Origin of the sequence: Niastella yeongjuensis (assembly GCF_900110245.1) — a bacterium.
Classification (GTDB): Bacteria; Bacteroidota; Bacteroidia; order Chitinophagales; family Chitinophagaceae; genus Niastella; species Niastella yeongjuensis.
This window is the reverse complement of sequence record NZ_FOCZ01000002.1, coordinates 150,071-169,039: the sequence shown is the minus strand read 5'-3', so window position 1 is coordinate 169,039 and position 18,969 is coordinate 150,071. Positions and strand designations below refer to the sequence as shown.

At 44.4% G+C, this 18,969-nt stretch carries 12 protein-coding genes; 5 read left to right on the top strand and 7 right to left on the bottom strand.

Going from position 1 to position 18,969, the window contains the following annotated elements:
• Positions 1-99: 99 nt before the first annotated feature.
• The 3 genes from BMX95_RS05360 (at position 100) to BMX95_RS05350 (ending at position 4,367) form a co-directional block, all read left to right on the top strand.
• Entirely contained in the window at positions 100-1,647 is a 1,548-nt protein-coding gene (locus BMX95_RS05360; RefSeq protein ID WP_081200958.1) for a sigma-54-dependent transcriptional regulator, read from the top strand.
• A 93-nt stretch (positions 1,648-1,740) separates the two neighbouring features.
• Positions 1,741-2,895, top strand: a complete 1,155-nt coding sequence (locus BMX95_RS05355; protein WP_177193678.1) for a PAS domain-containing sensor histidine kinase — start codon at positions 1,741-1,743, stop codon at positions 2,893-2,895.
• A 14-nt stretch (positions 2,896-2,909) separates the two neighbouring features.
• Positions 2,910-4,367 carry a hybrid sensor histidine kinase/response regulator gene (locus BMX95_RS05350; RefSeq protein ID WP_081200956.1) on the top strand — a complete coding sequence of 486 codons (1,458 nt, stop codon included), beginning with the start codon at positions 2,910-2,912 and terminating at the stop codon, positions 4,365-4,367.
• Positions 4,368-4,431: 64 nt separating this feature from the next.
• Here the strand turns inward: BMX95_RS05350 and BMX95_RS05345 are convergent, their stop codons facing one another.
• Positions 4,432-5,091 carry a porin family protein gene (locus BMX95_RS05345; RefSeq protein WP_081200955.1) on the bottom strand — a complete coding sequence of 220 codons (660 nt, stop codon included), beginning with the start codon at positions 5,089-5,091 and terminating at the stop codon, positions 4,432-4,434.
• 397 nt (positions 5,092-5,488) lie between these two features.
• On the opposite strand from BMX95_RS05345, the gene BMX95_RS05340 reads away from it, so the two are divergent.
• Complete coding sequence (locus BMX95_RS05340) at positions 5,489-7,138, top strand: hypothetical protein (protein WP_081200954.1); 1,650 nt, start codon at positions 5,489-5,491, stop codon at positions 7,136-7,138.
• On the opposite strand, the gene tamL is transcribed toward BMX95_RS05340, so the two are convergent.
• The 3 genes from tamL to BMX95_RS05325 form a co-directional block, all read right to left on the bottom strand.
• Entirely contained in the window at positions 7,135-9,429 is a 2,295-nt protein-coding gene (gene tamL / locus BMX95_RS05335) for a translocation and assembly module lipoprotein TamL (protein WP_081200953.1), read from the bottom strand. The two genes, BMX95_RS05340 and tamL, sit on opposite strands and share 4 nt — an antisense overlap.
• The gene (locus BMX95_RS05330; RefSeq protein ID WP_081200952.1) at positions 9,416-14,545 is read right to left on the bottom strand and encodes a translocation/assembly module TamB domain-containing protein; all 5,130 of its coding nucleotides are present in this window, start codon (positions 14,543-14,545) and stop codon (positions 9,416-9,418) included. Before BMX95_RS05330 ends, tamL begins: the two co-directional genes overlap by 14 nt.
• 162 nt (positions 14,546-14,707) lie before the next feature.
• Entirely contained in the window at positions 14,708-15,634 is a 927-nt protein-coding gene (locus tag BMX95_RS05325) for a YihY/virulence factor BrkB family protein (protein WP_081200951.1), read from the bottom strand.
• Between the two features lie 182 nt (positions 15,635-15,816).
• Here BMX95_RS05325 and BMX95_RS34415 point away from each other — a divergent pair, with 182 nt between their 5' ends.
• Positions 15,817-15,963 (top strand): lmo0937 family membrane protein, encoded by a 147-nt coding sequence (locus BMX95_RS34415; RefSeq protein WP_107686027.1) that lies wholly within the window; start codon positions 15,817-15,819, stop codon positions 15,961-15,963.
• Positions 15,964-16,132: 169 nt separating this feature from the next.
• On the opposite strand, the gene BMX95_RS05320 is transcribed toward BMX95_RS34415, so the two are convergent.
• The 3 genes from BMX95_RS05320 to BMX95_RS05310 all read right to left on the bottom strand — a co-directional run bounded on the left by BMX95_RS05320 (position 16,133) and on the right by BMX95_RS05310 (position 18,968).
• The gene (locus BMX95_RS05320) at positions 16,133-16,477 is read right to left on the bottom strand and encodes a hypothetical protein (RefSeq protein ID WP_133053941.1); all 345 of its coding nucleotides are present in this window, start codon (positions 16,475-16,477) and stop codon (positions 16,133-16,135) included.
• Positions 16,478-16,695: 218 nt separating this feature from the next.
• Positions 16,696-17,163, bottom strand: coding sequence for a ferritin-like domain-containing protein (locus BMX95_RS05315; protein WP_081200949.1), 468 nt, complete (start codon positions 17,161-17,163; stop codon positions 16,696-16,698).
• Positions 17,164-17,879: 716 nt separating this feature from the next.
• Positions 17,880-18,968 (bottom strand): DNA topoisomerase IB, encoded by a 1,089-nt coding sequence (locus BMX95_RS05310; protein WP_081200948.1) that lies wholly within the window; start codon positions 18,966-18,968, stop codon positions 17,880-17,882.
• Between the last annotated feature and the right edge of the window lies 1 nt (position 18,969).

Genomic DNA, 18,969 nt, shown 5'->3' with positions numbered 1-18,969 from the left:
GGGCTGGCATTGTTAAAAAATACTAAATTTTACACGCTCAAATCCGGTTATTCCAAAAACAATCCATCATAAACTCACAGTAAAAAAGTAAATTTGAAGATGCCGAAAATTCTTGTAATTGATGACGACAGGGATATTTGCCTGTTATTAAAACGCTTTCTGACCAAGCATAACTACGAAGTGGCAGAAGTGTATGCCGGTAAAAAGGCATTGGAACTGATGAATTCATTCACGCCCGACCTAGTTTTATGCGATTTCAGGCTGGATGATATGGATGGCACTACTTTACTGGTGAAAATAAAAGAACAACTGCCCGACGTTCCGGTTATTATTATGACCGGCTACAGCGATATTAAAGTAGCTGTAGAAGTTATGAAGCTGGGCGCTTACGACTATATCGGCAAACCATTGTTCCCTGATGAAATACTGGTAACCATAAAAAAAGCATTGCAGCCACAACCTGCTGCTACTGCACAGGCTACCAATACCACCGTTGAGGCAGCCCCTGTTTATACGGCCCCTGCCACTGTTACTGAAGGCGATGGTTTGGCAGACCGGGACAAAAAACAACTGGTTGTTGTTTCCGGCGATTATATTTTCGGGGACAGCGAGCCTTTCAAAAAGATCCTGAAACAAATTGACCTGGTAGCACCTACCAACTACAGCATTATCATTTACGGGGAAAGCGGCAGTGGTAAAGAAGCCATTGCGCAGGAAATACATAAACGCAGCCGCCGTAAATCCATGCCGTTTGTTGCTATTGACTGCGGTGCCATGTCGAAAGAATTGGCCGGCAGCGAATTGTTTGGTCATGAAAAAGGGTCCTTTACCGGCGCCCTGAACCAGAAAATTGGTAATCTTGAAATAGCCAATGGCGGTACTGTTTTCCTCGATGAGATCGGTAACCTGTCATACGACATACAGGTATCCCTGTTACGCGTAGTGCAGGAAAGAAAAATGCGCCGTGTAGGCGGTACCAAGGATATCGACCTCGACATTCGCATTATTGTGGCCAGCAATGAAAAGCTGTGGGACATTGCCCGTAAAGGAAAGTTCCGGGAGGATCTGTACCACCGCTTTAACGAATTCAGCATTGTTGTACCCCCATTGCGCGAACGCAAGGAAGACATTATGGTATTTGCCCGCCACTTCTTACTGCAAACCAATAAGGAGCTGGAGAAAAATGTAAAAGGATTTACCAAAGAAGTGGAAGACATATTCAAAAGCTATATCTGGTATGGTAACCTGCGCGAGTTGAAGAACGTGATCAAGCGGGCCACCCTGCTGGCAGAAGGCACCTTTGTGGAAGCACATACGCTGCCTTTTGAGATCAGCAACTTTACCCGGTTACAGTTCGACGAAGCACCCGATACTTCCTTTACCATACAGGCAGAACCTAAACAGGCCATTTCTACCCCACCTATTCCTTCACCTATCAGCGAAGCGGAAATACCACGGCCTCATCCGCATCATTCACACAGTGAACTATCTCTGAAAAACGCAAGCATCGATGCAGAATACGAGACGATCATTGAAGCATTGAAGAAATCAAACTTTAACAAAAGCAAGGCAGCCAAGTTATTGAACATCGACCGTAAAACACTGTACAATAAAATGAAACAGTACCAGGAGTTCAACAACCAATAGCACGGTTGATGACCCTATGAGTGAAATAAAGTCATATAAGTCCATGCTTTAATGGAACAATTAATAAACCAGGAGATTAACCCTCTGAAGCTTTTGTTTCAATCCAGTAGCGATAATGATGGGCTTCCGGATAAGATTACTGATTTTTTTCCGGGTATCGTTTACATCTATGATACTGATACCCGGAAATTAAAGTACATCAATCGAAAAATAACCGAGCTGCTTGGTTATTCACTCACCGATGTACGTACCTGGGGTAACGACCTGATGCGCATTGTGCACAAAGACGACCAGGAAAATGTAAACACGGAGCTGCAGAAATTCATTTCGTTACAGGACAACGAAAGTTACAGTTACAATTCGCGTTTAACGGATAAGTCCGGCACATGGAAGCACTTCCGCACTATGGGTACCGTGCTGCACCGTGACGGCAGGGGGCAGGTTGTGTCTATCCTGTTCATTGCGCAGGATATTACCAGTGAACTGGAAAACCAGCTGAACCTGGAAGAAAAGATCAGGGACCTCGACCGCTCCAACAAAGAACTGGAAGAATTTGCCTATGTAGCTTCTCACGACATGAATGAGCCGTTGCGCAAGATCACCACCTTCATTGAACGGCTTGAAAATAAATACAAAACCGAGCTGGGTTCCGATGGGAGATTATACCTCACCCGTATTTCTGCTTCGGTTGATAATATGCGGCACCTGATTGATACCCTGTTGGAGTTCAGCCGCACTGCCCGCAGTAACCAACCTTTTACCCAGGTTGACCTGAACGGCATTGTAAAAGATGTACAAACCGATCTGGAACTGAAGATAGAAGAAACAGCTACCACCGTTCATATTGAGGTGTTACCTGCACTGGAAGCCATCCCCTCGCAAATGAAACAGCTGTTCGATAACCTGCTGAACAATTCCATCAAATTCAAAAGAGCCGACGTACCACCGGTGATCACCATCCGCTGTTTGCGATTAACGCACCGCCAGAAAGAACAGCACCACCTCGATGCGGGCAATACCTGGTTTAAAATAGACTTTACCGACAATGGAATTGGGTTTGAACCTGAATATAACCAACGGATCTTCCAGATCTTTCAACGGTTACATGGCAAAACTGAATTCCCCGGTTCAGGCATTGGGCTGGCCATCTGTAAAAAAATAATAGATCAGCACAAGGGACTTATTTACGCAACCGGCGACCCGGATAATGGCGCTACCTTTACGATAATATTGCCGGAACATCAATAAACTTTTCAGAACTGATGATAGTATCCAACTTACAGGCCCGTATCCTCATCGTAGATGACGACGAGGATGATTATTTAATTACCAGCGATCTTATACGCAGCATACCTTCCTCTGGCTTTACTTTAAACTGGTGTTATTCCTATAAAGATGCACTGGAGCAAATGAAGAGCCGGGCCAATGATATTTACTTTATTGATTACCGCCTGGGCGCCAAAACCGGTTTAGACCTGTTGAAGGAAGCCATTGCCAGCGGTTGTGAAGAACCCGTGATCCTGTTAACCGGCAAAGGCAACCACACCGTTGATATGGAAGCCATGCGGGTAGGCGCCATGGACTACCTCGTAAAAGGCGAATTAAACGAAGAAAAGCTGGAGCGTTCCATTCGATACGCTTTGGAAAGATCGGCTTCTGTAAAGGCCCTCCGCGCCAATGAACGCAAATACCGCAATATGTTCGAGCGGTCGAAAGACATGGTGTTCATCGCCAACCAGCAAGGTTGTTTTAATGACGTGAACAATGCCACTACCGACCTGCTGGGTTATACCCGGGAAGAGCTGATGGAGATCAACATCTATGACCTTTTTATTCAAAAGCGGGAAGAAGAAAGGTTCCGCTATTTATTTAACGAGCGGGAGGAAGTAAATGACCTGGAAGCCGAGATCCGCACTAAAACAGGCGACCACCGGATCTGTATTATTTCCGCTTCGCTTGAAAGAGGCAATGTCAACCAGGGATACATGCAGGGAATTGTGCACGATATTACCAATCTTAAAAAAGCGGAAAAGGCCACCCTGCAAATAGAAAAGCTGGCAGCCGCCGGCCGTCTGGTGCGCACGCTGGCCCATGAAGTACGCAACCCGCTTAACAATATCAACCTGTCGGTAGAACACCTGCGGGAAGAAACCGCCAATGAGGACGGGTCAACCTACCTGGAGATCATTCAGCGTAACAGCAATCGCATAGGCGCCCTTATTACCGAGTTACTGAACTCATCGCGCCCGGCTGAAATGAAAATGGAATCCCATGTGCTGCAAAGCATCATGGATGAAAGCATATTGGATGCCATTGACCGCCTGACCCTGCAACGGATAAAACTGGAGATCAAATACCCCGATACGCCGGTACTGGTAACCGTTGACAAGGAAAAACTAAAACTGGCCTTCTCCAATATCCTTATCAATGCTACAGAGGCTATCAACCACAAACAGGGAAGAATTTCAGTGGTCATCAACTATGCTCCTGACCCCAGCATTGTTATCAGCGACAATGGTTGTGGCATTAGTGAAGAAAATATTTCACGTTTGTTTGAACCTTACTTTACCTCCAAACGAAACGGTATGGGGCTGGGGCTTGCCAGTACCCTGAACATTATACAATCCAACAAAGGGGCTATCGATGTAAAATCCACCCTGAATGTAGGCACCTCCTTCATTATTACTTTCCCCAAAAATCACGATGTGGTAGAATTATAATCCCATAAAAAAAATCCCGACGGTTACCGTCGGGATTTTGTTGAAATCCTCAAACCCGTATCGCTCAAAATCCTAATCCGATATATAATGAGATAGCACTGTTCTTGGAGTCTTTTGTCAATTGTCCAGAAAGGCTACCGGATTTACCTATTTCTCTAAATCCATAATTGTAGCGGGCACCTAAAGTGAAATTGGAAATATCTATGCCAAAACCACCGGCCACACCTACGTCGAAACGGTTAAAGTTTTCAGCATCCAGGTCGGTAATGTTGTTGATAGTACCATCATCTTTCAGGTCTTTGATATTTGCACCTATCAGGTAAGAGGCATAAGGACCAACATGAATATTGAAGTTTTTAGCCACATTGAACACGGCCAGCAATGGCAGTTCGATATAATTTAAATTGAAGCGGTACTCTCCTTTTCCTTCAATAAAATTATTATAGGTTTCTTTAGCGCCCTTGCTGGTATACAACAACTCAGGCTGAATGGAGAATCCACGTGTTACCGGTAATTTGGCAAAAACGCCGGCATTCCAACCTACCTTCAAGTTTTCATCCGATACGTCTTTCACATACATATTGGTGAGGTTCAACCCTCCTTTAATACCGAATTTTGGTGTTAATTCGTTTTCTGCTCCTGTTTGTTGTACCTGTGCAAACAAGCTGTTTCCCGCTGTTAAAAAAGCGGCCGATAATAAAGCTGCACACATCATCTTTTTCATAAAGTAAAAGTTTAGAGACACACAATTTTAGAAAACAATTTATTCGTACCTGTTAAAATCCTGTGCCTCCGCTGTAAAACCTGCCCGGTATTACAACTCAGCGTTTACGGCGTGGAATTATATCCTCAGGCGTTACCACAAAATGGTCAGTTTGTTACCACCTCACTTCAGCAGGCACAAATTTTTTCTATATAACACCGAACCTAATCACTATTACATATGAAGTTTATTAAATGGATAAAAGCAATAGTAGTGGCCATGATAAATATGTGCCTGCTCTGTGGAGCAGGACATGTACTTGACTTGCTGGGATTTGCAGGACGCCGGCTCAAACAGTTTGTATTGAATAAATTTTATGTTATATGTAACCGTTATCACCCCCTAAAAGCTAACGAAAATGAAAAAGCTGATCTTCTTATTGATACTTGTTCTGCTGGTTGCAGCAGGCCTGATATATTATAAAAAATGGCGCAGTGATCTTTTGCAGAAAAAAGTACCCCAATTGGTTTTTCTTAAATCAGACAGCTTATACCGCATCACTTACGACAGTGTTGACATCGATGAAGTGGAGGGTGAAATTGTGATCAGGAACCTGCAATTGTTTCCCGACAGCACCTATAAAAAACCAACTGACAGCACACTGCCCCGCAACCTGCTACAGATCACCGTTCCTGAAATTTATATCTCCGGCGTACAAACAGATGCGGCTGTTTTAAATAAAGAAGTGATCGCTACCAAAATAAAACTCACCCGCCCGGTTGTAACCATGTTCAATAACAATCACGTTGAAAAGGATAAAGACAATGATCCCACGCCTACCTCTTTTAAAATATACCAGATCTTATTACGCGGCCTCGAAAAAATAAAGGTCGATACTATTCTTATCACCGATGCCGATTATCATATCTGCCAATGGCCCAAAGGCGATACTATTTTCAGCGGTTCAAAAATAAATGCACAATTGCATCACATCAACATCAGTGACAGCACCAGCACCGATACTTCCCGCGTACTGTTTGCCGAACAGGCTTCGTTGGATGTAGCCGATGTGTTAATTCATAGCAGAAGCCATCTGTATAATTATCGCTTTAAAAGTATTCAGCTACTGTCTGGCGAAAGATCGTTTGCCGTTAAAAGCATGCATATAACACCACAACTGGGCGAAGCAGCTTTTGCAAAAGCCGCCAAACGGCAAACAGACCGGCTTGACTTCGACTTTTATAACCTGTTGTTCAAACAGGTGAATGTGCAGGAGATACTGAATGGTAATTTGATCGCCAATGAACTCCTTATCAAAAACGCGGAATTTAAAGTGTACAGGGATAAGAATTACCCCGATAAAAAAGAAAGCCTGATAGGGCATTACCCACAGCAAAGCTTTTTACAGATCCCGGTTAATGTAGCCATTAAAAAAGTGGTCATTCAACAAGGGTTTATCCATTACAAAGAAATGGAAAGCATTACCGGTAACAGCGGGCTGGTAATATTCGACGACATGCATGCCACCCTGCACAACGTTACCAATAACCCGGCCGACATTCGTAAGAACGGTATTTGCACCGTAAACTTCAACAGTCTTTTTCTTCGCAAAGTACCTGTCAGCGCCACCCTGCAGTTATATTTAAATAGTAAAAACGGCAAATTTACCATCAACGGCAACATCAAGTCATTAGATGCCACCATCCTGAATTCATTAAGCAAACCCATGGCATTGGTGGAGGTCAGCTCGGGCAATATTACCAGTCTCGATTTCAATTTTATTGGTAACGACAACCGTATAAAAGGCCTTGTACGGCTGTTGTATGACGATCTTAAAATTAAAGTATTAAAGAAGGATGAAGACGGTGACAAGGAATACAAAACGAAGAAGGTAATGTCGTTAATGGCGAATATTGCCGTCATCAATGCCAACCCCGCTAAAAATAAACCAGTGCGTATTGTAACGGTCACACACCCGAGGAATAAATACCGCTCCCTCTTTAATTTTATCTGGAAATCGATCTTTGAAGGGGTGCAGAAGACGGTGGGGATAGATGGGAAGCTCTAAAAAGGATACCCTATCGCCAGATTGAAAATCAAATTATCCTTCCGCCACTGACTGTCACCAAAATCAACCTGATTCAACACCCAGCGCTTACCTGGTTCCAGCCAGGGCTTGCGGATGGGAAAGGCGAGGTCGAACCGCAATACCAGGAAACTGAGATCGAAACGGAGACCTACACCCGTGCCGGCGGCTATTTCGCTCAGGAACTTACTGGTGAATTGTGCGCCCGGCCTGTAAGGGTCATCGTTCCATAACCATACGTTGCCTGCATCAACAAACACCGCACCCTGTACAATGCTCACCAATGGGAACCGTAATTCGGTATTCATTTCTAATTTTATATCGCCCGGCTGTTCCTGGAACGACCCATTTACCTGTGGCGCCTCAAATGTCCCTGGGCCCACAGAACGGCTTCTAAAGGACCGCAAACTATTGTTACCACCCGAGAAGAATTGTTTTACATAAGGCAGGGAATTCGAATTTCCATAGGGGATACCAATACCGGCATAGATGCGGTTGGCCCAAACACTGTTGTTGGCCACTTTGCGGTAAAACCTGAAATCACCTATCAACCGGGTGAATTGAGAGAACTGTTTACCAATTACTTTCCCGGTATCGCCCTTGGCGATATTGGCGCCCGTTATCAGCCCCGCTACATTACCTGATACATCAACCCCCGCATTTAAATAAAACCCGTTTACGGGTTTATAGGAAACCACGTTCGTCCAGGTGTAAGAATATTCAGAACCCAGGATAAACTGTGTATCGATAGCTGAGTACAAGGCGGTATTATTCTTGGCGCTGTCTAAATATTCCTGGGTGATGCTTATAGGCTGCACATAGGTGACCACGATGGGATTCAATTCGTGCTCCTTTTGAATGTTTTCCTTCCAGGTAAACCCATAACTGGCCCTGAAGGAATTCATGGTATACAACTTCTGTCTTTCCAGGATGTCGTAACCCAGTTTTATGGTGGTGCGGGGCAAATACCCGCCCTTTGTATTGAAATTAAAGAACGGCACCAGGAACCGGGGGAAGGAAATGGAAGGTTCCAACCCAAACCGGAACGTGTTATAACCCTTGAACTGGCCACTGTATTGTATTTCAAAACCGGCCGAAGCTTTTACGGCTAATATTTCACCACCCCGGAAAGCATTCCGGTTACGCCAGCTCAGTGTAATGTTTGAACCGGTAAGGTTATTCGATTTGGTATAGCCATTCAACTCTGACCGTAAAGATTTTTTAGGTTGCCGGGTAAGGTAATAATAGGTATTCAACAACGGGGAATCAACATTCGGCACTACTTCAAACCGGTTCTTTACAAACTTGAAGATATCCATGCTAACCAGTCGGCTGATGCTGGCATTGTGATCGGTACGATTATATACATCGCCCGAATCAAAAGCCATGGATTGCTGAAACAGTTTCGGTTTATAAAAATGTCTTTTGTCTACTACGTAGTATCCTTTGTACAGGGTGGCGTCTGCCAGGCTGGTATCACTTTGCCCCCTTTCCAGATTATAGCCGGTGAATATATATACATCGTTTATCCGGTATACCTTCTTTGCGTTGTCGGGGATAGTTGGTTTAACGGTTATATACAGATCTACCTTATTTTGACCAACAGTGGTATCGGCTTTTATAAGCAGGTTATCGGGACTAAAGAAGTAGAAACCGTTTTCCTTAAGATAGTTGTCTATCCGCAACCGTTCAGCAGTAATAACAGTCAGGTCGAAGGGATCGTTTGTTTTGAGCAATGTTTTAGGCATGGTTTGCCGAATGGCCTGCTGTAATACCGAACTATCGCCTTTAAACTGCACCTGTTGTATATGGTATTGACCATCGGCCCGCACTGAATAGGTAGCCGATGCTTTTTTACCCATTATAGTAGTATCGCCGCGCACCCTTGCATTAAAGTATCCTTTGTTCACCAGGTAGCTTTGCGATACCTGTACATTTTTAGTAAGGTTAACACTGCTCAGCAATACGGGTGGCTGACCCATCCTTTCCCTTATCCATTTGCCAGGACCTTTTTTTGCCTGGAAAGCATTGTAAATATTCAACTTGAATGGGATGCCTAATATCTTTGAATTAGGAGCAGGCCGGGGCAAAGCCGACAACTCGCTTTTCAATGCTTTTTTCTTTTTGCGGGTAAGCAGGCTATCCCTGATATCTATTTTGGCGCCGGTGTACAAGGCATCGCCTGCAGGCACTGTTTTAGTGCTGGAACAGGCATCCAGTAAAAAAATACACAATACCAGCAAAGAAAGGTATATGACACTAACTATCTTCACGCTTTATGAGTTCCCTGTTTTCGGGTGATGGAATACTTGTTTGTTGAGGCACTGGTGGAGGGGTCGGTTTTTGTTGCTGTTGTTGCTCAGGTTCACGCGCACGCTGATTCCTTTGCCGTCTTTCTTCCCGGCCTTTTTTGCCCAGAAACAGGTTCTTGAATTTATTATAATCGAGGGTAATGACAAACCCGGCACCGGTTTCAATAACATAGCCATCTATGGCACCCTCGTATTCGTTCTTTCGATACCCCCGTAACATATACCGGCGGTCTTTACTAAGGCTGTAATCCACTGCCACATTACCAGCAATAGTGTTGCTGCTGCCACTGCTGGTTTGTGCAGAACCTTCCAGGTCGAAATTGCTGCCCACGGTTACCCGCAGCCGGTCGCTCAGCAAATTCTTCGATACACCTACATTCATTTCGGTGCGGGTTTGCGCACTGCCGGAAGAATAATCATCATAAGAGGTAACATCGAAGTTAACGTCAACACCGTGTATCAGGCTGCCTGCCAGCCGGTTCAACTGTTCGGTTAGTAATTTACTGGCGCTTTGGCGGGCCAGTGATTCCGCCGATACGCCGCCTGAGCTGCTTTCAAATGGATTGTCACCTACAAACCGATTCAGCAAAATAAGGGCGAACACCTGCTTATTCAATTCAGAGGGTTCCTCCCGCAATTGGATAAGCCGGTTATTGATAGTAGTCTCGGTTCCTCTTGCCATTTCATTGCTCGACTCGGGCAATACAATATCGAAACTTACCTGCGGCTGCATTAACTGACCCTTTAGTTTCAGTAACACATTAAACGGCAGCCGGGTCAGATAGGTGTTACGCACGTTTTCCTCTTCTCCTTCCACCTGGTTCTTTACCAGGTCCATGGGAGCCGCCTTTACCGTGTATACAGCAGTTACATCCAGGTCGGCGTTGGTAGGCTCGCCATTCCAAACGATCTTGCTGCCTTCCTGCATGGTGAATTTGCGGCGCAACATATTATAGTTTAATTCGTAGGAGCCGCTCTTGATCTCATAAGAGCCCGTGAGGGTTGTTTTACCACTTGGGTCAATACCGCCTGTCAATAACCCTTCACCCTGCATCCGAACAAAGTCACCATTGCCTTCATCTATCACCATGGTAAATTCCGCTTCCTTTTTGATCTCCACATTGGCAGAGATGTCCAATCCCGTAAGGGCCGATTTATTCAATGAATCGAGACCAGCCTGCATTTTCGTGAACAAAGTATCATTCTCGGGCGCATCCATATCTACAAACTGCACAATACCTTCCCGCGATACTACCGAAGGGTCTGTTTGCGGTAAAACCACCGTTACATTTGTTTTATCGCCAATGGTGATGCTTCCATCCACAACTGGTTCCTCAGTGGTTCCTTTTATTTTCATATTGCTGCTAAAGATCAGCTTGCCATAATACAGGCTGTTTTCCTTTTTGGTACTGTTCATAGCCTGAAAGTTGGTAGCCTTTACAGAAAGATCGAACTTGTATTTTGTAAAGTCGGTGGTATACACCATGCCATCAAGCACGGCTTTGTTTTTAGCTGAATCTTCCAGCGTAAAGCCGTCGAACTTAATACCCTCATTATTCACGGTTATGGTCTCATCTTCCAAATGGAAGTTGTTGTTGACCATACTTAAATTAAAGTCGGTTTTTTTGAAGTTGAGACTGCCATCTATGTTGAACTTACTGGAGGTGCCGGATACATCAAACTTACCGGTGATATGGCCCGATGCATCTTTAATGGCGCCCATGGTAACACCTTCTATGGTGGCCAGGTTTATGGTATCTATACCTACCTGGAATTTAAAATCATTACCATCAACCGGCTTCAGATAAAAATCACCCTTCACGGTAGCATGGTTTCCGCGGCCGGTCAACACCACATCGGCATTGATGATATCGGGGGTGGTGTTCTTTGCCTTCACTATTATATTACCGACTGTATCTTTTTTAAAGTTGAGGTTGTTAATGGTTACATCACCTGAGAACATGGGTTTGCTGGTAAGGTCGTGTAACAATATTTTTCCATCGAGTGTCCCATCCACATCAAGCGAGTCGGAGGTTACAAACGCAGCGAGGGTAGAGATCTGAAAACTGGTAAAACTGGCTTCTATCGGTGCATTCAGCATATTTCCCCTGCTTTTGAGGCTAAACTGTTGAAACCAGTGATTGAGGATAAAATTGTTCATCCTGATATCGTTATTCCCTACATGGATCTGGTTATCCGACGCCACCGTCCAGGGCTCATAGTTCAATAGCAGGCTGTCAGACTTCAGACTGATATCGTAGACACCGCTTTGCGGTTGTTGCAACATGCCGGGTATGGCATATCGAATACGGCCTGCCCGGTCGTGAAAACGGGTTACAAAATCTATTTTATTGTGCGCTGCATGGGCGTGGATCATGGCATTATATACGGTGTTACTACCAAATGCGAACTGGTTCACGGTGGTAACAAAATGCAGGGCGCTGTCTGCTGCGCCTGCATCCAGGCGCAGGTTATCGATCGTCATGCCATCCATCACCAGCAACGGCATATTTCCCCGGGCCTGCCAGCCGCTGTCACTTGCAAAATGCGCCGTCAAAAACAAGGTTTGAAACTGGGAGATCGTTGGCACCATGGCCTTTAATGCAGGATTGTCTTTTACATATACGCCTATCCGAAAGTTATAGGGTTCTATTTTTGGTGGAGGCTGTGTGGCAGGCATTACTGCAAAATACGGTTGTATGGCCTGGGAGAACACATCAGCCAGCTGTGTCAGTTTATATTTACCGGTAAGACGGGCTTTGGCAATATCACTTTCCATGGTTATGCGGCTGCTATCGGCGCTTTGGGTAGCTTTTATCAGCAAAGTATCCAGCTGAAGTCGTTGGCTGCCGTTCACCAGCAGGGAATGCACCAGCATCAGGTCCCCTTGCAGGCTGTCGGGATTTATATTTGAAAAATCGGCTTCTATCTTTCCGCGATAGATGATATCCTGGGTAGTAAAATGAAGTGGTTTTGTTTTGATGCTGTCAACCATTACATCAGCTGTTATGGCCGGGTCGGCCAGGGCCAGGTTAACGGAAATATTCCCCGCCAGGCTAATATTATCATCGGCAATGCTCAGGTTACTTGTTGCCTGTTGGTTCTTATAAGCGGCATCGAGGTTTACGTTCTGGTAATTGTATCGTTGATACACCAATGACGTCACCTTGCCTTTCATTGTAGCATCGGCGGTTTCTTTTGTCAGTCCCTTCCCTTTTACTGCTATGTCGGCGGTAACGGTTTGTAAACTGGTATCTCTCATAATGGCGCCGGCCTTTACCTGTTGTGCTTTTACCTGCAAATCGTAGGTGGCTGCCTTCATATCCTGGTAATTGTTCATGGCACCCTGCAGGGTAATATTACCCGATGAACTTTTTACCAGCACGTTGGTGTTCATTTGTTTGGTATCGCCCTTGATGGTGCCGGTAAGCGATATGGTCTCAGGAATGGCTATCTGCTTACGTACCGATTCCGGCAGAAAACGCTCTGCATCTTTTCGGGTAGTACGTACTTCATTAATGCGCACATCGCCATACACTTTTTCTATCGATGGTAAGCCTACCACCGTACCAGCCACATCGAGTTTGGTATTGTTCCAGCCTTCCAGTTGCAGTACTTTGGCGTTCAGGTTATCTACCCGGCCCGATACATCCGCATTGAGATGAAATACCGTTGCCGGATCGCTAAAACCCGGCCGTTTTTTCATATCAGGAACGAAATACAGCATGTCCCGGTTAGACACATAACATCCTGGCAATACCGCTCTTACCTGCAGCAGGCCAATATTTTTTTGTACGGCTTCCAACGAAGGATAATCAAGGTGAATGGTATTCCTTATGCGGGTGCCCGGGGTTTCCACCAATAAGTTATCGGCATATACTTTTTTGCTGGTATATACCAGGTCGCCCTGTAATTTTTTTAATGTAAACCCGCTTTGTTCTTTTAATGAGCCTTCCTGTATGGAAGTGGTTATAGTGTCGCCGCTCATATAAAATTGCCGCGACTGCAGGGTAACATCCGTTGCTTTCAGGTGCCCATAATCGAGCACCTGTTTTTGGCGGGGCTGGTTCTCATCATCAAACTGGAAATTTGTTTTCTGAATATTGACGTTGTTTACGTTTACCAGCCAGCTTTGGTTAGCGACGTCTTTGGCTTCTGTTTTTGCTTTTTCCGCCACCAGTTTCGTCCCTTGTGTTTTACCCATGGTTACCCGGGTATCAATTCCCGATAACCGTACTCTGTCGAGTATTATCCGGCGGCCATTTAAATCGGTAGTATTTACGCGGGTATCCAGGTCCTTTATTTTAGCCTGGGCATAAAAGGCCGACACCTTGTTTTGATAATCTACATCGATGTTTTTCAACTGTACCTGTTTCAACTGGATCACCGGCATGGGCGCCATGGAAGAATCATTGGCCACTACATCTTCCACCGTTACCAGGGGCTTGTATTGATACATACGGGCTGTTAGCCCATCGAGATAAAACACGGGCACATCGTATACCGACTTTTGTGGATCAAACCTGGTTATATGGGTGTTGAAATGAGCTAATTGAATGGTCCAGTCATTCCCCGAAATGGTATCCTTATATAAAAAACGGATATTATCGAGGTACACATTATCGATGCCCATTTTCAATGCAGCGGTATCTGCGGGTTTGGCGGGTTTTGTATTCTCGCTTACAAAGGCATCTATGATGAATTGAAAGTTAAAGGTGGTATCGGGCAGCTGCCGTTTTATTTTGGCGGTCATGTTTTGCAGCCTGATGTCGCCTATCTGCACTTCATTGTGCAGCAGCTTAAGCATTTGCAGGCTCACCTTTATACGGCCGCCATATAACAGCGTGTCTTTTGTTTTATCTTCTACATATACATTATCCAGTACAACGGAAGAAGGAAAGCCGATACGCAGGCGGCCAATTTCAAAGCGGGTACCCAGCTTGGTTTGCAGCCAGGCCTGTACTTTTTTACGGGCAAAGTTCTGCACCGGTGGCGTTTGTACCAGCACTGCTATCAACAGCAATACTGCCACGAACCACAGGAGTATTTTCAGACTTATTTTTGCCGCTTTCTTCACGTAATTAGCTTTAGCGTACTTGTTTGGGATTCCCTTGAGGGTACAGGGATAGCTATAAAATACCTATGCCATTACAACGGTCTTATACAATTAAATTAATGATTTTTGTTTGCGTCAGGGAGGCTGGGGAGGAAAATCTACGTTAAAAATAAAAACTACCCCTTAGAGTTGCGATTCTCCTGCTTCTTTTGATTCATGTTTGATAATGAAAACGGCTGTTTCTATTGGCTTTATGCCCGAGCCGTGGCGTATAGAATAGATCTTGGTAAATTCAGCCCCAAAATACAGGATCAGGGAAGAATAGTACACCCATACCAGTAGTACTATAATGGAACCTGCGGCCCCATAGGTGAGGCCTACATTTGATTTCCCGATATATAAACTGATCAGGAATTTGCCCAACATAAAAAGCAGGGCCGTAAAGGCTGCGCCAACAGTAGCGTCCTTCCATCGAATGATGGCATCGGGCAGCACTTTAAAGATGATGGCAAACAGGGCGGTGATCACTGCAAAGATCAATACCCAGTTCAAAACATAAAACACAGCAATGGTAACACTCTTGAAATAGAGCTGCAGCCTTTCATTCAACAGTTCCATAACGGCATTTATGATAAGCGAAACCAGTAATATAAACCCACAGCTTATTACCAGTGAAAAAGAGATCAGCCGGTTGGTAATAAATTTCAACCAGCCCTTTTTGGGTTTGGCCCGTACCGACCAGATATAATTGATGGAACCCTGTATTTCGGTGAATACACCGGTGGCACCCAGCATCAATAAGGCAATCCCAATGATGGCCGCCACCACTGACTGCTGACTATGTTGTAAATTGGCGATAATACTTTGTACCTGTCCTGCTGCAGCACTGCCTATCAGGGATTTTATCTGATTGTACAACTTGCCTTCTACCGCATCACGCCCCAGGAAGATGCCGGCAAATGAAATAATAACGATCAACATTGGCCCCAGTGCAAAAATGGTATAATAAGATAAGGAAGCACTAAGCTTTACGCAATTATCGTTTAAAAACTCATCTACTGATTGTTTAAAGATTTTCCAGGTATTTGTCATTATCTTAAGAATGATCATAGGGAATACATGTAAAAAGATGTTCCCATTCACTACAATAGTGTACAATAGTCAGGCCCTGAGCAATATTATCTACATCCATTTTGCCTTTTGTTATAAATATTCTCCACTTAGTGTAAAACACTCCATGGCAATAGATTTTTAATAGTGATACATATTAGTAAACTAAAAAATCGATCACCATGAGAAGTATACTTTATCTAATTGCAGTGATTCTGGTAATAGGTTGGCTTTTAGGATTCTTTGTATACAGTGCGGGTGGCTTGATACACATTTTAATTGTATTGGCCGTTATCTCCTTAATACTTGGATTGATCCGCAGCACCTAGATTATATCCTTCAATAAAATAGTAAGTCTCAGTTAAAACCCTTCCCCCGATTAAAATCGGGGGATTTTTTTATGTCTTATTACGGGTATAATAAAACAAAAAGCTGTCTCCCCGGGTAAGCCGGAGAGACAGCTCTTATCACGTTGTATATATAGTGGAAAAAGATTGGTTAGTTGATCATGAGTTTCTCACTGCGCGATTCTACGTCTGTGATAAACTTATATACGAATGGATCGGCCAGGTTCCCACATCCATCAATCAGCGTTCCCTTTAATCCGTCTGCCGTTTCTATAACATACAATACTGCGCTATCATGGGGGTCGGAAAAACCTTCAAACCGAAATGAAGTAATCACTTTTACTTCAGTAGGGCCGTACAACTTCCGGGTACTGGACGATTCCAGGCCTTCACGGGTAGCGACAAAATCTTCTTTGTAACCGTCATCTACCACCTTACTGAGACAGGAGACCATGCTCTGTATGTAAGGAGTAGACTTGTTATAATCTGCTTTCATACCCATTTATTTACTTGAGATTATAATTAAAAATTGTTGCCAAGAGTTTTACCAGTGATTTTCAACAAAGAGTGTATTTATTTCCCCACATCCATATTAATTTTCCGATATGTTTTCAACAATTTGATGTAAAATCAACATATATAAACAAACAGGCCATCCCTTAAATCGGGACGGCCTGCGTTTTTGCTCTACAGTACTAAAGCCACTATTTTAGGTTACTTTGTTATTTCATGCATGTCTCTATACTTCTTAACCATGTCGTGTGAATTTCTCAGCGATGACTTTTGACTGGTTATTAACTGACGAACTTCTGTTGACAAAGGCGCATCGGAAGCCAGTGCATCTTCATAGGCACGTTGGGACGCATCTTCCCCATATTCACAGGAGGCCAGCAAGGCATGCCGGTCTTTTCCGGTGAACATATCCTTTACATTCATCCACGCACGGTATATTTTACCGGTGGTGGTAGTACCTGTTGCCGGTTCGCCCCCCAAACGGCCCACCTGGGCTGTTAATTCAATGGCGTTCTGACGGCTTTCATCAGCCATTCGTTCGAATATGGTACGGAGGTCAACGTCTACATTTTTTGTGTCTTCTGCAGCTCTCATATAGCCGGCAGTACGATCGTTATTGATTCTGATCAAATCGTTCAACACTTCTATCACGTCCTTATTTTGTGCCATATAAATACATTTTAAGTTTACTAATAGTATTTTGTCAGGATATAACGTATTTCATTCCACGCAACTATTGAAATCTCTTCGTATAATAGCAACGTAACAATGATACTATAGTGCTTAAAAAATTATTCCGCTTTGGGTTACAGCTTAGTATGATGAGTAGCTTTTTTAAATGGGAAATTTTGTTCTCAGTTCTTAGTTTGGGAGTTAATGTTTAGGTTGTAAATATTTAGGGTGAGTTCTTAGAGGAGGGAAGTTATTTGGTTATTGGGTTATTGAGTTTTGAGTTCGCGGTTGAGGATCGACCTGCCCTTCCAGTGGAGGTGGTTTGGCATTACTCCGACTATTATTGAACAGCATGTTTTCCAAAACTCATCGATTGACTGCAGATTGCCGCGGGATCCTTTTCTCACATTTCTGCCCTCTGCCTTCTGCCCTTTTATCATTGCCTATTGCCTTTGGCGTCGGGGACCCGCCTATGTTAAAGCTTCGGCGGGCAAGCAAAAAAAACCCGATGTAGAAACATCGGGAGTCCTTGGTTAAGGCCTGATTTGTAGCGTAAGTTTATAATGAGTTTAAATGATCGGCTTTTTACCGCCTTTTTCGCACTTTTCTCTCGTCATTCCCGGCGGCGGATACATATATATTTTTATAAAAACTATGCCTAAAATTTTAAACGGGAACTAATTGCATCTGTAGAAAATACTTCCCAAACTCCATTAACTTTTGTGGAATGACTGTAGAATTTTCATCAAAACCTGTTCATCGGTATGTAAGCCGGTGGCGGTTTCCGCCGATTCGCTGCCTCCCAGCGCCTTACCGTACCTGGTTAAACTATTTTGCTCGTACAGGGCTATCAGCCCCGGGTGAACGTAGTACTTTTTACATACAGTGCGGGTATTCCCCAGCTTTAGGCTTACCTCGTCGAGGGCCGCTACTATGTTCCGCTTTTGCTCAGCCTGCGTAACCGCTTCACCTATAGCCTGTAACGACCGTAATAAATTCAGTGAACCGGCCCAGGTCCTGAAATCTTTCGAAGTAAAATCACTACCCGTTGTTTCTTTTATATAACTGTTTATCATGCCCGAATCAACCGGATGTTTATTTCCTTCTTCATCATAATATTGGAAAAGTTCTGCCCCGGGTATTTCCCGGCAGTTCTGTACAATGCGGGCCAGCCGTTTACTTTTGAGCGTTATATTATGGGTGACGCCCTTTTTGCCTTTGAAGGAGAATTTAATGGTATCGCCGGTAATAGCAACATGCCTGTCTTTCAAAGTAGTTAACCCATGCGAGCCATTTTGTTTTTCATACTCCCCACTTCCCACTCTTATATAAGTACTTTCCATTAATTTAATTACGGTGGCGATAACCTTGGGGGCCAACAGGTTTCGCTGACCAAGATCAGCTTCCAGTTGTTGCCGCAAAACGGGCAGTGCTTTTCCAAATTCAAGCATCCGGTGAAACTTGGTTTCATTACGCAGCACCGACCACAAGGGGTGATACCGGTATTGTTTCCGTTTGCGAAGATCTAACCCCGTGGCCTGTATGTGACCGTTTGCCCGGGTACAGATCCATACCGATGTCCAGGAAGGTGGAATGGCCAGGCTGCGAATCCGTTGGATGTCTTCTTTTTTACGCACCACTTTACCCGCAAATACATAAGTATATCCCCGTCCCTTTTTCGACCGGCTGATGCCGGGGTCAGCATCCGATACATAAACCAGATCGGCCAGGCTGGCTGCCTTTGCATAATCCCGGTTTATTTTCAAATATTGCCTGTGCGTCACTTTTGCCAGCTGCCCCATA